The sequence below is a fragment of the Dokdonia sp. genome, from assembly GCF_039945015.1.
In the GTDB taxonomy this organism is placed as follows: domain Bacteria; phylum Bacteroidota; class Bacteroidia; order Flavobacteriales; family Flavobacteriaceae; genus Dokdonia.
The window spans coordinates 813262-830201 of record NZ_JBDUXP010000004.1 but is presented as its reverse complement, the minus strand read 5'-3'; the positions used below and the strand labels follow the sequence as shown (position 1 = coordinate 830201).

General features: G+C 35.3%; 14 protein-coding genes. 11 read left to right on the top strand and 3 right to left on the bottom strand.

Annotated features, from left to right (window positions below):
- Positions 1-148 precede the first annotated feature (148 nt).
- Entirely contained in the window at positions 149-2653 is a 2505-nt protein-coding gene (locus tag ABJD27_RS05935) for an Ig-like domain-containing protein (protein ID WP_348202008.1), read from the bottom strand.
- An 82-nt stretch (positions 2654-2735) separates the two neighbouring features.
- Here ABJD27_RS05935 and ABJD27_RS05930 point away from each other — a divergent pair, with 82 nt between their 5' ends.
- The gene (locus tag ABJD27_RS05930; RefSeq protein WP_348162114.1) at positions 2736-2900 is read left to right on the top strand and encodes a hypothetical protein; all 165 of its coding nucleotides are present in this window, start codon (positions 2736-2738) and stop codon (positions 2898-2900) included.
- 88 nt (positions 2901-2988) lie between these two features.
- Here the strand turns inward: ABJD27_RS05930 and ABJD27_RS05925 are convergent, their stop codons facing one another.
- Positions 2989-7101: a hypothetical protein gene (locus tag ABJD27_RS05925; protein WP_348162112.1), complete on the bottom strand. Its 4113-nt coding sequence runs from the start codon at positions 7099-7101 to the stop codon at positions 2989-2991.
- A gap of 117 nt (positions 7102-7218) precedes the next feature.
- On the bottom strand, positions 7219-7341 hold the full coding sequence (locus tag ABJD27_RS05920; RefSeq protein ID WP_348162110.1) for a hypothetical protein: 123 nt from the start codon (positions 7339-7341) through the stop codon (positions 7219-7221).
- A gap of 660 nt (positions 7342-8001) precedes the next feature.
- Between ABJD27_RS05920 and ABJD27_RS05915 the strand changes: the two genes are divergently transcribed.
- The 10 genes from ABJD27_RS05915 to ABJD27_RS05870 all read left to right on the top strand — a co-directional run bounded on the left by ABJD27_RS05915 (position 8002) and on the right by ABJD27_RS05870 (position 16900).
- The gene (locus tag ABJD27_RS05915; RefSeq protein ID WP_348162108.1) at positions 8002-9597 is read left to right on the top strand and encodes a peptide chain release factor 3; all 1596 of its coding nucleotides are present in this window, start codon (positions 8002-8004) and stop codon (positions 9595-9597) included.
- 552 nt (positions 9598-10149) lie between these two features.
- A complete protein-coding gene (locus ABJD27_RS05910; RefSeq protein WP_348162106.1) occupies positions 10150-10755 on the top strand; it encodes a hypothetical protein in 606 nt (201 codons plus the stop codon).
- Positions 10756-10823: 68 nt separating this feature from the next.
- A complete protein-coding gene (locus tag ABJD27_RS05905; RefSeq protein ID WP_348162104.1) occupies positions 10824-11306 on the top strand; it encodes a hypothetical protein in 483 nt (160 codons plus the stop codon).
- A gap of 74 nt (positions 11307-11380) precedes the next feature.
- Complete coding sequence (locus tag ABJD27_RS05900; protein WP_348162102.1) at positions 11381-12256, top strand: retropepsin-like aspartic protease; 876 nt, start codon at positions 11381-11383, stop codon at positions 12254-12256.
- 673 nt (positions 12257-12929) lie between these two features.
- Positions 12930-14048, top strand: coding sequence for an AraC family transcriptional regulator (locus ABJD27_RS05895; RefSeq protein ID WP_348162100.1), 1119 nt, complete (start codon positions 12930-12932; stop codon positions 14046-14048).
- 110 nt (positions 14049-14158) lie between these two features.
- A complete protein-coding gene (locus ABJD27_RS05890; protein ID WP_348162098.1) occupies positions 14159-14740 on the top strand; it encodes a YceI family protein in 582 nt (193 codons plus the stop codon).
- 10 nt (positions 14741-14750) lie between these two features.
- Positions 14751-15290 (top strand): YceI family protein, encoded by a 540-nt coding sequence (locus ABJD27_RS05885; RefSeq protein ID WP_348162096.1) that lies wholly within the window; start codon positions 14751-14753, stop codon positions 15288-15290.
- Positions 15291-15300: 10 nt separating this feature from the next.
- Positions 15301-15936, top strand: a complete 636-nt coding sequence (locus ABJD27_RS05880; RefSeq protein ID WP_348162094.1) for a hypothetical protein — start codon at positions 15301-15303, stop codon at positions 15934-15936.
- Positions 15937-15978: 42 nt separating this feature from the next.
- Positions 15979-16395, top strand: a complete 417-nt coding sequence (locus ABJD27_RS05875) for a DUF3052 domain-containing protein (RefSeq protein ID WP_348162092.1) — start codon at positions 15979-15981, stop codon at positions 16393-16395.
- Positions 16396-16411: 16 nt separating this feature from the next.
- Positions 16412-16900 (top strand): hypothetical protein, encoded by a 489-nt coding sequence (locus ABJD27_RS05870; protein WP_348162090.1) that lies wholly within the window; start codon positions 16412-16414, stop codon positions 16898-16900.
- The last annotated feature ends 40 nt before the right edge of the window (positions 16901-16940 follow it).

The following is a 16940-nucleotide window of genomic DNA, read 5'->3' as shown; positions in this document are numbered from 1 at the left end:
TAAATAAGACACCCTATTGTTAAATGCTTCATTTTTTTTCAACTTTTACAAATACTTAAAATCTATTATAAGTACTTATATGATTACTTATTTCCTTTAATATGAGTACGCTTTCGCGAAAGCGTACTCACATCTATTCTTCTTATTATTATCTATTGAGATATAGATATCCTGCTTGCTGCCTGGTTTCTCCATCTGCTACATATTTAACTATGTAATAGTATGTTCCTACTGGAAGTTCTTTTCCACTATTTAATGTAGCTCTTCCTTCTGAAATACCTGCGAAACCTTGGCTATCATTTAAATATCCTTCTCTAAAGTATACCTCTATTCCCCATCTATTAAATATCTGTACTGTGTTATCTGGGAAATTTTCGATTCCTCTTATAATAAAGATGTCATTTGAGTTATCACCGTCAGGAGTTACTCCATTAAAAATTTCAATATCATCTTCATTAAGTACACCTGTAATAATAATTACAGTAGGATCATCTGGTTCTCCATCTCCTTCTAGATCTACATTTGCTGTTTCTAAAGGATCATCAGAAAGGTCTGTTACTACGTTACCATTTTGATCAGCTCCAGTTACAGTTGCTTGATTTATTACCATTAGTGCTTCTATATCTGCATCTGTAAGAATATAAGTAGCAGTAAACGTAGTGCTATCCATTTCTCCTGGTAATAAATCTATAGGTCCTCCATCTACAGTAACTATCGGATCATCTATTGTGATATTAAATAACGGTACATTCCCAGTATTTGTCACTTTAAATGTATACTGAATAATTTCTCCCGCTTGTGTAAATTCATCACCATTAAGATCAATAATCTCTCCTGTTTTCTCTAATGTAATACTTCCTTGAGGGAGTTCTGTTACAGTTTCATCATCCTCTAATGTTGTATCATCATCAGAAATATCAATTACATCTTCTCCGTCTGGATCTTGACCTGTTGCAATTGCTTGATTAACGACTTCGCCATTAATAAGGTCTTCTTCTGTAATTGTATAGATTCCTGTAAATGTCGTATCATCAACTTCACCTGGTAGCAGTTCTGCAATTGGTCCACCTGATAATACAAGTCCTGGTAATGGATCGTCTAAGGTGATATTTGTAATTGTTACATTTCCTGTATTTGTTACAATAAAGGTATATGTAATTGTCTCACCAACTTGTGCAAATCCATCTCCGTCTTCATCGTTGAATACACCAATTTTTACTAATGATATACTACTTCCTTGTGGAAGAATAGTTATCGTAGTGTCATCTTCAATTGGACTATCATCATCAGATTCATCTGTAACATCACCTCCGTCTGGATCTTGACCAGTAGCAAGTGCTTGATTCATTACAGAACCTGCATCAATATCTGCTTGTGTGATTGTATACTCTCCTGTATAGGTAGTACTATCAGTTTCTCCTGGATCTAATTCTGCAATTGGTCCTCCTGATAATACAAGTCCTGTTAATGGATCTGTAATTACAATATTGGTTACTGTTACATTTCCATTATTAGTCACCGTAAAAGTATAACTGATAGTTTCTCCTACTTGTGCTACACCATCACCATTCTCATCGTTAAATGTTCCTGTTTTGATTAGTGCAATACTTGGATCTTGATCTAATGGTGTAATTGTACACTCTAAACAATCTGGATCAATAGGTGGATTATCAGGATCATTTGGATCAATAGGTGTTGGATCCTCTGACTCATCTGTTGCTGGTTCGTCAGCTCCATCTACTCCATTTGCTATCGCTAAGTTATATACACCACCTGCATCAATGTCTTCCTGTGTAAGAGCATAGACAGCTGTAAAGGTTGTACTATCACTCTCTCCAACTCCTAAATCTATTGGACCTCCTAGTACTGTTACCGATGGATCGGTAATGGTAATATTAAATAAAGGTACATCACCATTATTAGTTACTGTAAAGGTATAGATTACTGAATCTCCTTCATTTACAATACCATCGCCGTTCGTATCCTCATAAACACCATCTTTTAATAATTCTAATGATGGGTTATCAGGAGTTACTATTACTATTACCGTAGCAGTCTCTGTCGTAGTAGAACCATCTGGATTAGTTACCGTTACTGTATAGTCAAAAGTATCGGTTCCATTATAGTTAGGGTCTGGTGTATAAGTCACCGTTCCATCTGCATTGATTGTTACTGTTCCATTTGCTGGATCTGTAACATCTGTTACCTCGACATCACTGTTTGGATTAAACGTATCATTATCTAATACATCGATATCTACTGGAGTATCCTCTGGTGTGGTAGCAGTATCATCCATAACATCCTCTACTGGAGTTACTGTTACCGTTACCGTAGCAGTCTCTGTTGTAGTTGATCCATCTGGATTGGTTACCGTTACTGTATAATCAAAAGTATCTACACCAATGTAATCAGGATCTGGCGTATAAGTCACCGTTCCATCTGCATTGATTGTTACCGTTCCATTTGCTGGATCTGTAACATCTGTTACCTCAAAATCATCTCCATAGATTCCTACAAAAGTATCATTATCTAATACATCGATATCTACTGGAGTATCCTCTGGAGTGGTAGCAGTATCATCCATAATATCCTCTATTGGAGTTACTGTTACTGTTACTTTTGCTGTTGCTGTATCACCTGTACTATCTTCTATTTGGTAGAATAATTCATCTACACCAACAAAGTTAGGACCTGGTACATAATCGATTGTATCATCGGTTGGGTCATTCGGTGTATTGTTATCATTTACAGTTGCTGTTCCGTTTGAAGCAACTACAGTAATGATAATAACTCCTGTTGAAGGGCCATCTGTTCCAAAACTATCGTTATCGGTAACATCTATATTTACAGGAGTATCTTCTGGAGTTGTAGCAGTATCATCTTCTGGGTCTGGAGTTTGATTAATAGAGCCAACAGTTACTGTTTCTGTATATGTACATCCATTAGCATCGGTTACAATAATAGTATAATCTCCTGAATCTAGATCTGTTATCGAAGCTGTTGTTTCCCCATTACTCCAAGCAATGGAGGTGTTCCTCCTGAAGCAACAACCGTTGCTGTTCCATCATTTGCAGTTACACCATTTTCATCTGTAGTTGTAACATCACCAGTCACAGCGCTGTCTGGTTGTGCTATTGTAGCATCTACTGTAATAGTACATCCATTTGCATCGGTTACTACTACTGAATAATCACCTGCTATTAATTCTATAATATCTTCTGTAGTCTCTCCATTACTCCAAGCAAATGTATAAGGAAGTGTTCCTCCGCTTACTGTCAAGTTAAGAGATCCTGTATTCTCACTAAAACAAAGTACATTATTTACTGCGATTCCTCCACTCAATACACTTGGTTCATTTACAGTTACCGTAGATTGTGCAGTACAATTTGTAAAACCATCTGTTACCGTTACTGTATAATCGCCTGCAACTAAACCTGTAATATCTTCGGTTGTTGCTCCATTACTCCATAAGTATGTGAATGGCCCTACTCCTCCGGTTGTGTTTGATGAAGCAGTTCCATCTGAAAAACCATTACAACTTACATCAGTTGCACTTGTGGTAATTGCCAAATTATTACAACTTCCTGGATTTACAGTCACAGTATTCATTGCTTCACAACCATTGGCATCAGTAACTGTAACCGTATAATCGGCTGGAGTTAAGCCTGTGATTGCTGCAGTAGTCTCGCCATTACTCCAAGAGTATGTATATGGTGGAGTTCCACCTGTTCCTACAGCTGTTGCTGTTCCATTATCTAACCCTGGACCTGTCTCATCCGTAGATGTAACATCAACTCCCACTGGACTTGCTGGTTCAGTAATCGTTACACTCTGCTCTACTGCTAAACAAACTGTTCCATCTATTGTTACGCTCACTGTATATACTCCAGCTGCTAGATTACTTAACGTACTTGTTGTAACTCCTGCATCTACTTGACCTGTATTCCACGTAAACGTAAATAAAGCTCCTGAATTTGCATTGGAACTAGCACTTACAGTAGTACTTCCTGTATTTTCTCCAGCACAAAGTACATCTGTAACATCTTGAATAGCAATAACCGCATCACACGTATCACTACAACTGATAATAACACTCTGTACTAATTCACAACCATTCGCATCTGTTATTGTAACCGAATGAACTCCTGCTCCATTTCCATTAAAGTTTCCTGGTAAGTTGGTAGCAGTTGCCGTTGTCTGACTTCCTGCACTTGCACTCCATAAATATGTATATGGTGCTGTACCTCCACTTACAGTAGCGGTAGCTTCTCCATCAAGACAACCCTGTGCTGTTGTGGCATCAATTCTAGTAATATTAACACTTAATCCACTATCTGGCTCTGTGATTGTAAAGCTATCTGAAATCGTACATCCATTTGCATCTGTTGCTACTATTGAGTACGTACCAGCTACTAAGCCTGAAAGGTCTTGAGTAGTCTCCCCATTACTCCAAGCATATGTATATGGAGGTGTTCCTCCATCTATTGTAAAGTCAATCGCTCCAGTAGCGTCACCGTTACATAAAACATCTGTTGTTGTTCCCGATGCTTCTAAAGCTTTCGTTGGTTGTGTTACTGTAGCATTTGCTGTAACTATACATCCATTTGCATCAGTTACTACTACTGAATAATCACCTGCTACTAATTCTATAATATCTTCTGTAGTCTCTCCATTACTCCAAGCAAATGTGTATGGGAAGGTTCCGCCACTTACTGTTAAGTTAAGAGATCCTGTATTCTCACTAAAACAAAGTACATTGTTTACTGCAATCCCTGCACTTAATACACTTGGTTCATTTACAGTTATTGTAGATTGTGCAGTACAATTTGTAAAACCATCTGTTACTGTTACTGTATAAGATCCTGCAACTAAACCTGTAATATCTTCGGTTGTTGCTCCTGTACTCCATAAGTATGTGAATGGACCGACACCTCCTGTAGTATTAGATGAGGCGGTTCCATCTGAGAATCCGTTACAACTTACATCAGTTGCACTTGTCGTAATCGCTAAATTATTACAATTTCCTTCATTTACAATCACAGTGTTCATAGCCTCACAACCATTAGCATCGGTAGCTGTTACCGTATAGGTATTTGGTGCTAAACCTGTGATTGCCGAAGTAGTCTCGCCATTACTCCATAAATAAGTATATGGAGGTACTCCTCCTGTTGCACTAGCTGTTGCTGTTCCATTATTTAAATTTGGGCCTGTCTCATCTGTAGATGATACACTAACCTCCACAGAACTCGTTGGTTCAGTAATCGTCACACTTTGTTCTACTGCTAAACAAACAGTTCCATCTATCGTAACACTTACCGTATATACTCCAGCTGCTAGATTACTTAACGTACTTGTTGTAACTCCTGTATCTACTTGACCTGTATTCCACGTAAACGTAAATAAAGCGGCTGCGTTCGCATTTGAACTTGCGCTTACGGTAGTACTTCCTGTATTTTCTCCGGCACAAAGTACATCTGTAACATCTTGAATAGCAATAACCGCATCACACGTATCACTACAACTGATAATAACACTCTGTACTAATTCACAACCATTCGCATCTGTTATAGTAACCGAATGAACTCCTGCTCCATTTCCATTAAAGTTTCCTGGTAAGTTGGTAGCAGTTGCTGTTGTCTGACTTCCTGCACTTGCACTCCACAAATATGTATATGGTGCTGTACCTCCACTTGGAGTTGCTGTAGCTTCTCCATTAAGACATCCTTGAGCTGTTGTTGCATCTACTCGAGTGATGTTTACACTTAATCCACTATCCGGCTCTGTAATTGTGATAACAATATCTTCTGTTCTACCTAAAGCATCAGTCACTGTTACTGTATGTGCTCCTGCAAGTAAATTATTAAAAACTCCACTTGATTGGTTTGGTCCACCATCCACACTAAATTGGTAAGGTGCTACCCCTCCTGTTGCAGAAACTTCCAAAGAACCTGTAGCTTCTCCATTACATAGAACATCTGTTTGTCCTTCGGCAGAAATTATAAGTTCAAATCCGTCTACATAATCATTATTACAACTAGATTGAATATTTATTGTCCTATTAATGGTATTATCATTTGCTCCATCAACATCAGAGATCGAAATATAACCCGCTAGATCTGTTTCTGTTATTACATAATCAACGACTGCATTAATATCATTTATCTCAGTTAATGCTCTATAATTTCCGTCTGCGTCTGTAAAAACTGTTGTTGATGTATTATCATCTCCTACAACATTTATTTCTACATTTTGTAAAGGGTTTCCTTCTTCATCACTTACATTTCCACAAATAACTGGAGCTGTAATAAATATAGACACTGGATCTACATACGTAGCATTTGTAAGGTTTAAAGAATAAAAACGATCAGAATCATCATCTAACTTTCCGGTTCTATATTTAAGATTTGAATAATTTTCGTAATAATTACTAAACGTATATCTAGGATCTGTAGATATACCATTTCCATCATCAGGTGCATTACTAGGTGATTGTGCTTCCCCACGCACAAATGTTGCATTATTCGTAACATTTAGAAGTGTATTACTAGACACATAATAGGCATCAGGTAGTGACAGTTCTGCATATTCTCTCACTGTATCACTATCACCATCAATATCAAGAGGTGTCCCAAAAAATGACAATAAGATCTGATCTGCTGCTGTTCCTCCAGAAGTAACAAACTTAATATCAAAGAGGACACTTTGATCTCCATTGTTTGTACTATTAATTTGAGGTTGGAATGCAGCTGCTGTTCCAAAACCTGCAACATCAATTTGTAATAGAGAAGCCCCGTTTGCAAATTCTTCGATTTCTACGAGTGCATCTATATTTGGAAACACGTTAGAAAAACGATATACAGCACCAACTTGTAGATTTGATCCTGATATTAAAACAGGGTCGCTAAAATCTCCATTTTCTACAAATGGACTACAGGTACAATCTCTTGGAAGCAATGTATTCCTTGTATTTGCATTTGCAAAAGAATTGGTTTGTATTTCTGTTACGTTAGTTGTCTGTGCTTGTACTGAAGCCACAAACAGGATCATAACACTTAGCGCTAAAATTTGGGATTTTAATACCTTTAAGTAGTTATAATTCATATTACATTTATTTTTCATTGTGATGATGTGTAATCAAATCAAAAAAATCGCAACACAACTATCTCAAAGAATAGCGATGTCACCATTAGTTAATGTCTATTTTAAATATCTAAATTGTCAGAGGGTTTTTGATTCTTTTAAGAATGAATGTACACGACGAGCATTATCTTGAAATGCAATCGTACTTGTAACTCCCCAATGAGTATATAGATCTATTCGTCTATTTCTATACTCTACCATAATATTCACATTTTATAGTTGTATAAATTGTTTATGCTATTAGTTTGAATCAAGTTGGGTGATCAAATATATTTCAATATTACCAACTGGAAATACATTATTTTAGTTTTTAGACCTTTGTGACCAAATCATCGACGAACTACACACATTATGGTTTTCCCATAATGTTTTGTACGTGTTTAATACACAATTTTTAACGAAAATCGAAAATACTGTTTTCCCATAACAAGCAAAATGATCTACAACTCTAATTACAATCATTTCAGCATTTTAAGTTTGCTTCCGCGAAAGCGAAAAATAAATAAAAACCTAATAAAACCGTAAAAAAGGTTACAAATGAGATGTTTTTTTCTGTTTCTGTTAAGAGAAAATCGTTAAAAAACCAATAGTTCTTTGACATCAAATTTTGGAGGTTTATTTATGAATTTATTAAGTTATTTTTTGATCTCAATTTTATAAAAATAGAGGCACTCATTTTTAAATATTCAACAGGTTTTTTTTCCAAATACGACCCCATCTGAATATCCAAAAAATGTAAACAGAAAATAGTCCCTAATTATCATTCATTTTTTATTATAGCTCTATTTTTTGAGAATACATACGTATTTATTTACTACATGGTTTCCCTTATATTTGCACCAGAAAATTTATCCCATATACATGAGTATAAAAGAAGAAATCGCAAGACGTAGAACATTTGGAATTATCTCTCACCCTGATGCTGGTAAAACCACATTAACAGAGAAGTTATTACTTTTTGGAGGAGCGATTCAAGAAGCTGGTGCTGTAAAATCCAATAAGATTAAGAAAGGAGCGACCAGTGACTTTATGGAGATAGAACGTCAACGTGGGATTTCTGTAGCTACTTCTGTGTTAGCATTTGAATATCAGGGAATTAAAATTAATATCCTCGATACACCTGGGCACAAAGATTTTGCCGAAGATACCTTTAGAACCCTCACTGCAGTAGATAGTGTGATTGTCGTGATAGATGTCGCAAAAGGAGTTGAGGACCAAACCGAAAAACTCGTAGAGGTATGTCGCATGCGTAATATTCCTATGATTGTATTTGTAAACAAGCTGGATCGTGAAGGAAAAGATGCGTTTGAATTGCTAGATGAAATCGAGCAAAAATTACATCTATCTGTAACCCCTCTTAGTTTTCCTATTGGGATGGGATACGATTTTAAAGGGATCTATAATATATGGGAGAAAAATGTCAACCTCTTTAGTGGTGATAGTCGTAAAAACATAGAAGAAACGGTAGAAGTATCTGATCTTCAGGATGAAATACTCGATACCCTCGTAGGAAGTGAAGCTGCAAATAACCTAAGAGAAGAAGTAGAGCTTGTACAAGGTGTCTATCCAGAATTTGATAAAAAAGCCTATTTAGAAGGGCAACAACAACCTGTCTTTTTTGGTTCTGCTTTAAATAGTTTTGGAGTTCGCGAACTCCTAGATTGCTTTGTTCATATTGCTCCTACTCCACGTCCTAAGCAAAGTGAAGAACGTTTAGTACATCCAGATGAAAAAGATTTTTCTGGTTTTGTCTTTAAGATTCATGCCAATATGGATCCAAAACACAGAGACCGTCTTGCCTTTGTAAAAATTGTGTCTGGAGTCTTTGAACGTAACACTCCTTATTTACATGTACGCAACAAAAAGAAATTAAAATTCTCAAGTCCTAATGCCTTCTTTGCAGAGCGTAAGCAAATTGTCGATATTTCCTATCCAGGTGATATCGTTGGACTGCACGATACTGGTAATTTTAAGATAGGTGACACCCTAACCTCTGGAGAAGATATTCGTTATAAAGGAATTCCTTCCTTCTCTCCTGAGCATTTTAGATATATTAACAATGCAGATCCTATGAAGTCCAAACAACTGGCAAAAGGGATTGATCAATTAATGGATGAAGGAGTTGCGCAGTTATTTACACTAGAACTTAACGGCCGTAAAGTCATTGGTACTGTTGGTGCATTACAATATGAGGTAATCCAATACCGTCTAGAACATGAGTATGGAGCTAAGTGTACCTATGAACCGCTTAGTGTATACAAAGCCTGTTGGGTACAACCTGAAGATCCAAAAGGAGAAGAGTTTAAAGAATTCTTACGTGTGAAGCAACGCTTTATGGCAAAAGATAAAAGAGGTCAATTAGTATTTTTTGCCGATTCTTCCTTTAGCTTACAAATGACTCAGCAAAAATACCCCTCCGTAAAGATGCATTTTGTGAGTGAGTTTGAAACGGCTTAAAAAGTAAATTCTACAAATAACCTATTTTATTTCGTTCAAAAATCAAGACCCATGTTTTGCTATGGCTTATTTTTAAACATGGCTTAAAACAGCTTTAAAAAGGCATGAATTTTTGAATGCATAAGAAAATTTTATTTTCACATAAGTGTACTATAAGTTTTTCTTATTTGTTAATTTTTATTTTTTTCTAAGTTCGCTTTCCTGCCTACCGGTAGGCAGGCGCGAAAATGTATACAGAAATTATCTGCTTGATAAAATAAGTACATCTCCCCTATTTCGTTTTAGGTTCTACAAATAAAAGAAATAACAAACATTATTTTTCTCTACCAAAAGATCACAACAAGAGGATACCGAAAATGTATAAGGAATAATAGACAATTTTGTATCCCATCAATTAATTATATAAATTAGTGATCCCTTACATTATATGTATTTCTCAAAACAAGCCTCAGTATTCACTAGAGGGTATCTATTTATTCCCCTATATGATTACAAAAATCTATCCCTTAGACAGGATATATTTTTACGTTACACTACATAAAATCAAAAAAAATGAAGGTAAAAACTGAAATTGAATTAAAAGACTTGATACAAATCATATTAATTATTATAGGAGGAATCTTAACATATTGCTTCGTAAACGCTATTACAGTCAAAAATGACACCGTCAGAACAAAGCAACTACTTCTAGAAGAAATACCAGCACTATATCCCAGCCTACAGCTTAACTACACCAATCAATTTAATGAAAGCAAGGACACCCTATATATTAAGGTATACATGAAAAACTACGGAAAGTTTCCAGTTTTTGTTCCGTCACCTAATATGTATTTATTGTCTCAAAAAGACACCCTTTGGGGATACAAAACACCTAATCTGTTTTCAACATATGGAAGTTTAGCACCTGGACAAGAAAGGAAAATCGAATACATTGTGTATCAATACCCAGAAATTCCTGACTCGATAAGAATGCGCTACCCAGTAAACTTAGATGAAGAAATTACCAAAATATATTCTGAAGTGTTATCAGAATCATTAAAATCCATGAGTCATGAAAACATTGATTGGATAACAAACAAAAAGTATGACTATTACGAAGAAACCTATCAACATGGGGATAATACCATTTGGAATGATTTCTTTGACAACCCAAGGTAAGATACACTGAGCACATTTTTTCACATAAGAAGAAACGATAATTTTAATTGAATTAAACATAAGGATAAATGAATAAATGGTCAGATGTGTTATGTAAAACCACTATTTCAACACATGTACTTGAAGAAATACAAAAAGAATGTAAAAGCAAAATTACAGTATCATTCTTGGAATCAATTTCAAAAGACATCAAAAATGAAAGTGACTTTGAAGAACTAGAGAGAAACGTAAAACAATTAAAAAAGAGTATTTCTAAAGAGTTATTTAATACGGTTTTAGAGGAGCTAACCGAAATTAAAGAGGACTTAATATGGATTGGCTCAAAAAGAGGAAAATACATTGCAGAAATAAATGACTGGGCACAAAATTTCTACTCTGAATTTAGACTACATATAGAATTCGAAGACATTTTGATGGGTGGCCATTCTGAGAGAATGGTACTATTTTTAACTGGAAAGATTAAAGGAAAAGATGCATTTGAAAAACTCTTACAGTATATGGAGTCAAAAAATCCTCCCTACAAAATATTAAGCCACATTGAGATCTATTAAACGCTATAGTATACATACTATCAGGCAAGATCTATAGTTATTTATAGACGACAATTAATCTATCATACATCGATATGAAATATAACATCTTATTTCTTTTACATTTTTGTATCCTCTTTTTTTCTTTCCCTATTCTTGCACAGGACACAATTCCTATTACGATAGGTAATGACAACAGGATTTATTTAAAAGCAAGTGTAAATGGATCTGAAGCGTTAGATTTTATATTTGACACAGGAGCATCGGCAATGGTTGCAAATACAACCATGACAGACAAAAAACTCCAACTAACCTATGGCAGTACTATAGAGAATATAGGTGCAAATGGAGTAAGTACCCAAAGAGTAAGTGCAGGAAATACATTAAGAATTGGCCGTTTTGAACGAAAAAACGAAGAACTTATAGGCATTGCATATCCTAAAGAGCATTATTCATTTGATGGGGTTATAGGATATCCATTTTTTGAAGATTATCTTATGGAGATAGATTATGCCTCTCAAAGAATCGTCATACATACTTCAGAGAAGACCATTGCAAACCCTAATACCTTCGAAAAAATATCCTTACAATTTATGGGGGATCTCTTCTATATGGATATGACGGTCTTCAAAAAAGAAACTCCTGCAACATTTCCAGTTATGATTGATACCGGTTATAATGGTGATCTTATAGTCTATCATAAAATTGTGTCTCAAAAAGGACTAGCCGACCAATTTCAAAATTTAGGAAGTTCTCAATCCGAAGGTACAGACGGAACCATCATGCGATCTGATGAAGTGATGATCCCAAAAGCAATGTTTGCAAACATATTGGTAGAAAATATCAACGCAAATTTAAACAAAACCCCAGCAACTATAGATTTTACTGCAATCGTAGGTGGTGCTATTATGAAAGATTTTCATTGGATTTTTGATTTTAAAAAGAGACTCCTTTATATAAAGTCTAGGTAGGGTTATTTCTGTAATGGTTAGGTTATTCGTGGACAAAAAATAAAGTAGTGCTTTTTGTTATGCGTATAGAAACAGGAGAAAAAGAATATGCTTTTCTGTCTTAGTCTATAGTACGCTTGCCTGCCTGCCGGCAGGCAGGCGCGAAAATGTATACAGAAACTATCTGCATGAGAAAATGGATGTGTCTTTTCTATTTTGTATTGTGGGTTTCTGTAATTGTATATTTTTAAATTAAAAAACCTCAAATTCCAATTTTTACTTAGATATTCTCTTTATAAATTACGTACGCAACGTTAACACTTCCCTTACTCCCTTACTTCTACAAGCTCAGCACAACGCCTCAAGGAGGCAAACTCGTACACTATTTTCATTCCCTCTTTGGAGGTTAGGAGGATTCTCGTCAACCTGAACTTGTCTGTGCTTAACCTTTTTCAGTATTTCAGGTGCTCAAATAAAAGAATCATGTATGCCTAATGAGATTCCGAAATGAATTCGGAATGACGATAAGAGAAACCACACACAAAACATGTCTGAGTACATCGCCAAGTACAGAAACAAATTAAACAGCATCAACAATTCAATGAAGCATCAAAATGTTTTTATACAACATAAAATCTCCAACTTCATTTTATTTTAATACATTTCAGTACGCATAACACAAATCAGTACTTCATTGGATATTTGGTCTATCATCATCATCATTTTTGTAGCACAAGGTGTTTTTACACTAAGTCTATTGTTGTTATCACCACAACGTAAAGCTGTAATTGCAAATAGATATCTCGCTATTCTCATTGTATTTGTGATTTGGGTATTACTAGAATTCCTAGCAATACGAAATGCGTTTAAAGTCCCCGTTAATGCATTTTATGGTACTCGATATGGATCTTGGCTACTGGTTGGGCCTCTCCTCTATTACTTTTACAAATCGCTCACTATAGAAGGATGGCGTTTTACATGGAAGTCCTCTTTACATTTGATTCCTTTTTTGCTTTTTGTAGGTATCATTCCGCTTATAAGCGGGCAAGATTTAAGTTTGCGACAAATTCATTATGGGATGCTTGCCGTTTTTGATTACAGACCAAAAACAGTAACTGTTTTTGAATATGTGTATTCGACTGTTTTTTATGTACAGTTTGTGCATCTAGCTATCTACCTCATCATAAATTATAAGATCATCACTTCCTACACAAAGAAACTTAAGGATGAATATTCTAATTTGCATCGCATTATCTGGTTAAAAGCTTTTACCATTATCCTGATGGTTGTTTTACTTCTAGCGTCAGTATATCTCTATATTTTATTTCAAACCGATGTATATAGTAGAAATCTAGATTATATCTATGTGGTACCTATGGGACTTTTTATGTACTCTATAGGGTATTATTTATCTGGTGTACATTGGCGTAAAGTTGAGCAACCCGCTCAAAAATATCAAGCATCTAGTTTAAAAGAGGCTGTAAAATCTGATATGCAACAACGCTTAGAGCAGATTATGGATATTGATAAATTATATCTACAAAATGAGTTAAGAATCAAAGACCTTGCTTCCAAACTAGATGTAAGCAGTCATCATGTATCGCAACTTATCAATGAGCAATACGGGTGTTCTTTTTTTGACTTTGTAAATAAATACCGAATTCAGGAAGCAAAAAGCTTGATACAAACTTCTCCAGAGAAAAATTTACTACAAATTGCATTTGATGCAGGGTTTAATAATAAAACCTCTTTTATCAATGCGTTTAAAAAGTTTGAATCACAAACACCATCGGCATTTAAGAAAGCGCTGTAGCTGTTAATTTTTTACTAATTCTATGTATATACAGACAATCTTTATAAAGATTGTCGATCCCACGTGTAAGAAACAATACCATTGTTTCTTCAATCTTAAACGTATATACCATGAAAATCAAACTTACTTTTATCTTTCTTTTTTTACTTGTAGCTTCAGAAGTGGCAGCCCAAAATTATACCATAGATAGCGAACATAGCTCCGTGCAAATCCAAATCCAACGGTTTGGAGTTATTGATGTCGTGGGGAGATTTAAAGATGTAGAAGGAACTATTACCTATTCAAAAGATGATATTACAAAGTCTGTAGCAAATGCAGCTATCAAAGTAGCGAGTTATGATGCCAATAGTGCTGGTGGCGAAGCTGCTGTGAAGAGCAATGTATTTCTTGATGCAGAAACCTACCCAGAAATAACATTTACAACAACGAGTGTAGTACAGGAGAATGACAAAAACTATCTAATAGGAAATGTAACAATCCATGGTGTGACTAACGAGATTAAACTACCATTTACCATCCATGGTCCCTTACTAGACCTACCTACAAAGAAACAATCTATTGCATTTGTCGCTACCATTACTATAAATCGTCAGGATTACGGAATTGCCTTTAATGCAAAGCTCGCATCTGGTACGAGTATCATAGGAAATGATGTAAAGATCACATTGAACATTCTTGCCCTTGAAGAATAATCGTGTCTTCATGAATAGAAAAAAAGCTATGGTCGTCTTGTTATGGAGTATAAGTTTCTTATGCTATGCACAAACAGCGTATCATGAGATAGACACCGAGCAATCGACCATAGCCTTTTCTATCACGCACATGGGGCTCCTAACTGTAGAAGGTCACTTCACAGGTTTTACAGGGAGTATGATCATAGATTCTCAGAAAGAATTAAAAGATATCCAAAGTATCATTTCTGTACATAGTATAGATACTGGAGATACATCTAGAGATCAAACTCTGCGAAGCGAAGCCTATTTACACGCATCAAAACATCCTCAAATTACGTTTAATGCTACTCAGATCACAACAGATACCATCACAGGAATCTTACAAATAAAAGAGGTCAAGAAAGAAATACACCTTCCATATATCTTTCTCAATACAAAAAACACCGATGCGATTGGTATACGAATGACAACCACATTGAGTAGAAGTGATTTTAAATTAGACTTTGGCGCTATGAATATGCTTATAGGAGATACAATTAAAATCGAACTTACTATTTATAAAAAATAAACAATCGAACATGAATAAATTAATACCATTCTCGGCGATAGCATTATGCAGTGCCGGTGTACTCATTGTGATTGTAAATGCCATCGTCACTCCTTTTTTTGATACACATCTTTCCTTTGAGCAACAAGCAGCATCAACTCTTTTTTTACTAAGACAGGGATTATCTGCAATAACAGCGATACTCCTATTTTTTGGAAGTATAGGAATCTATCTATCCCTATGTAATAAAGCAAATAGGCATGGTTTTATCTCCTTTATCCTAGTATCTATAGGCAATATGGTGTTGCTTGCACAAGAATGGGGAGAGATCTTTATTATTCATCAACTAGCCCAAACAACTCCGGATGCACTTGTAAAAATAGAAGCAATAGAAAACTTTAACCAATTAGACCTAGGCGCTATTATTGCTTTTTCCTTTTTTGTTATAGGATGGATTCTATTTTCTATATTTATCATGCAAAATAATGTATATAAAGCTGTAGGACCTATATTGATTATTTCGGGTTTGTTTGCTACACCAATACTTAGTGCTGTACTTTCAGCTATCATTGGGCTCATTATAGGAAATACACTTGTAGGGTTAGGGTGGTTTATGCTAGGGCGCGAACTCTTTTATAAAATTCGCTCACAAGCAATAGCTATATGACTCCGTAAAGGAAAAGAACAAGATGTATATAAAATTCATCATATGAAGAAACCCGTTCGAACAGGATATTCAGGGAAGCCGCTGTATCAAAAGTTAGGCATCAAAGAAGAACATACCGTACGTCTTATAGATGCACCCGAAGCATATGAACAATGGTTAGAAATTCCATTTGTAATAACAAAAGCAACAGACATACAACTCGCAGACATCGTACATATCTTTAGTTTTGAAAAAGTAAAACTACAAGCCTATTTATCAGAAAATAGACATCGTATACAACAACATGGTATGATTTGGGTTTCATGGCCAAAAAAAGCTTCAAAAGTACCTACAGATATTACAGAGGATACCGTAAGAGAACTCGCATTTCCATTAGGGCTTGTAGATATAAAAGTATGTAGTGTGAGTCCAGTATGGTCTGGACTAAAGGTTGTGATTAGAAAAGAAAACAGAACATAATTATAGCATATATCTTATGAAAACAAAATACATTGTATTGACCGTAGGCATCGTTTTTTTGACTACGCCATTATTTGGACAAACCATTTTTGAAAAGATAAAAGAGGTTCCATGGGTAGGCACTGGGACTTTAATGAATAGCCCAGCAACATATAGCATGCATTGGTCTCAAGAATTAGATAATGCATTTTACACCTTAGATTTTGAAAATAACAGAAAAACAACCGATGGAAATGACATCACTTTTAAAGCAAAAGCCTACTATAAAGTAACGCAAGACACCATGGTATCTGGAACTTGGTTTGACGCTAGAGGTGTTCAATTTCCGCTTAAAGGAACAGTTTCTGAAAATCTTTTAACGATCTTTTGGGGTTCCCCAGAAACAGAGCAAGGAAAAACAGTCTATACCTATACCAAGGAGGTAGGTATTACTGTTCAAGACTATATCCTCAATAAAGAGGCCTATTATAAATTTGGAACAGCTACCTATCCAAATCCTAAATAACCACTATAATTAGAGTATAAGATATAAAGCCTACTACTAT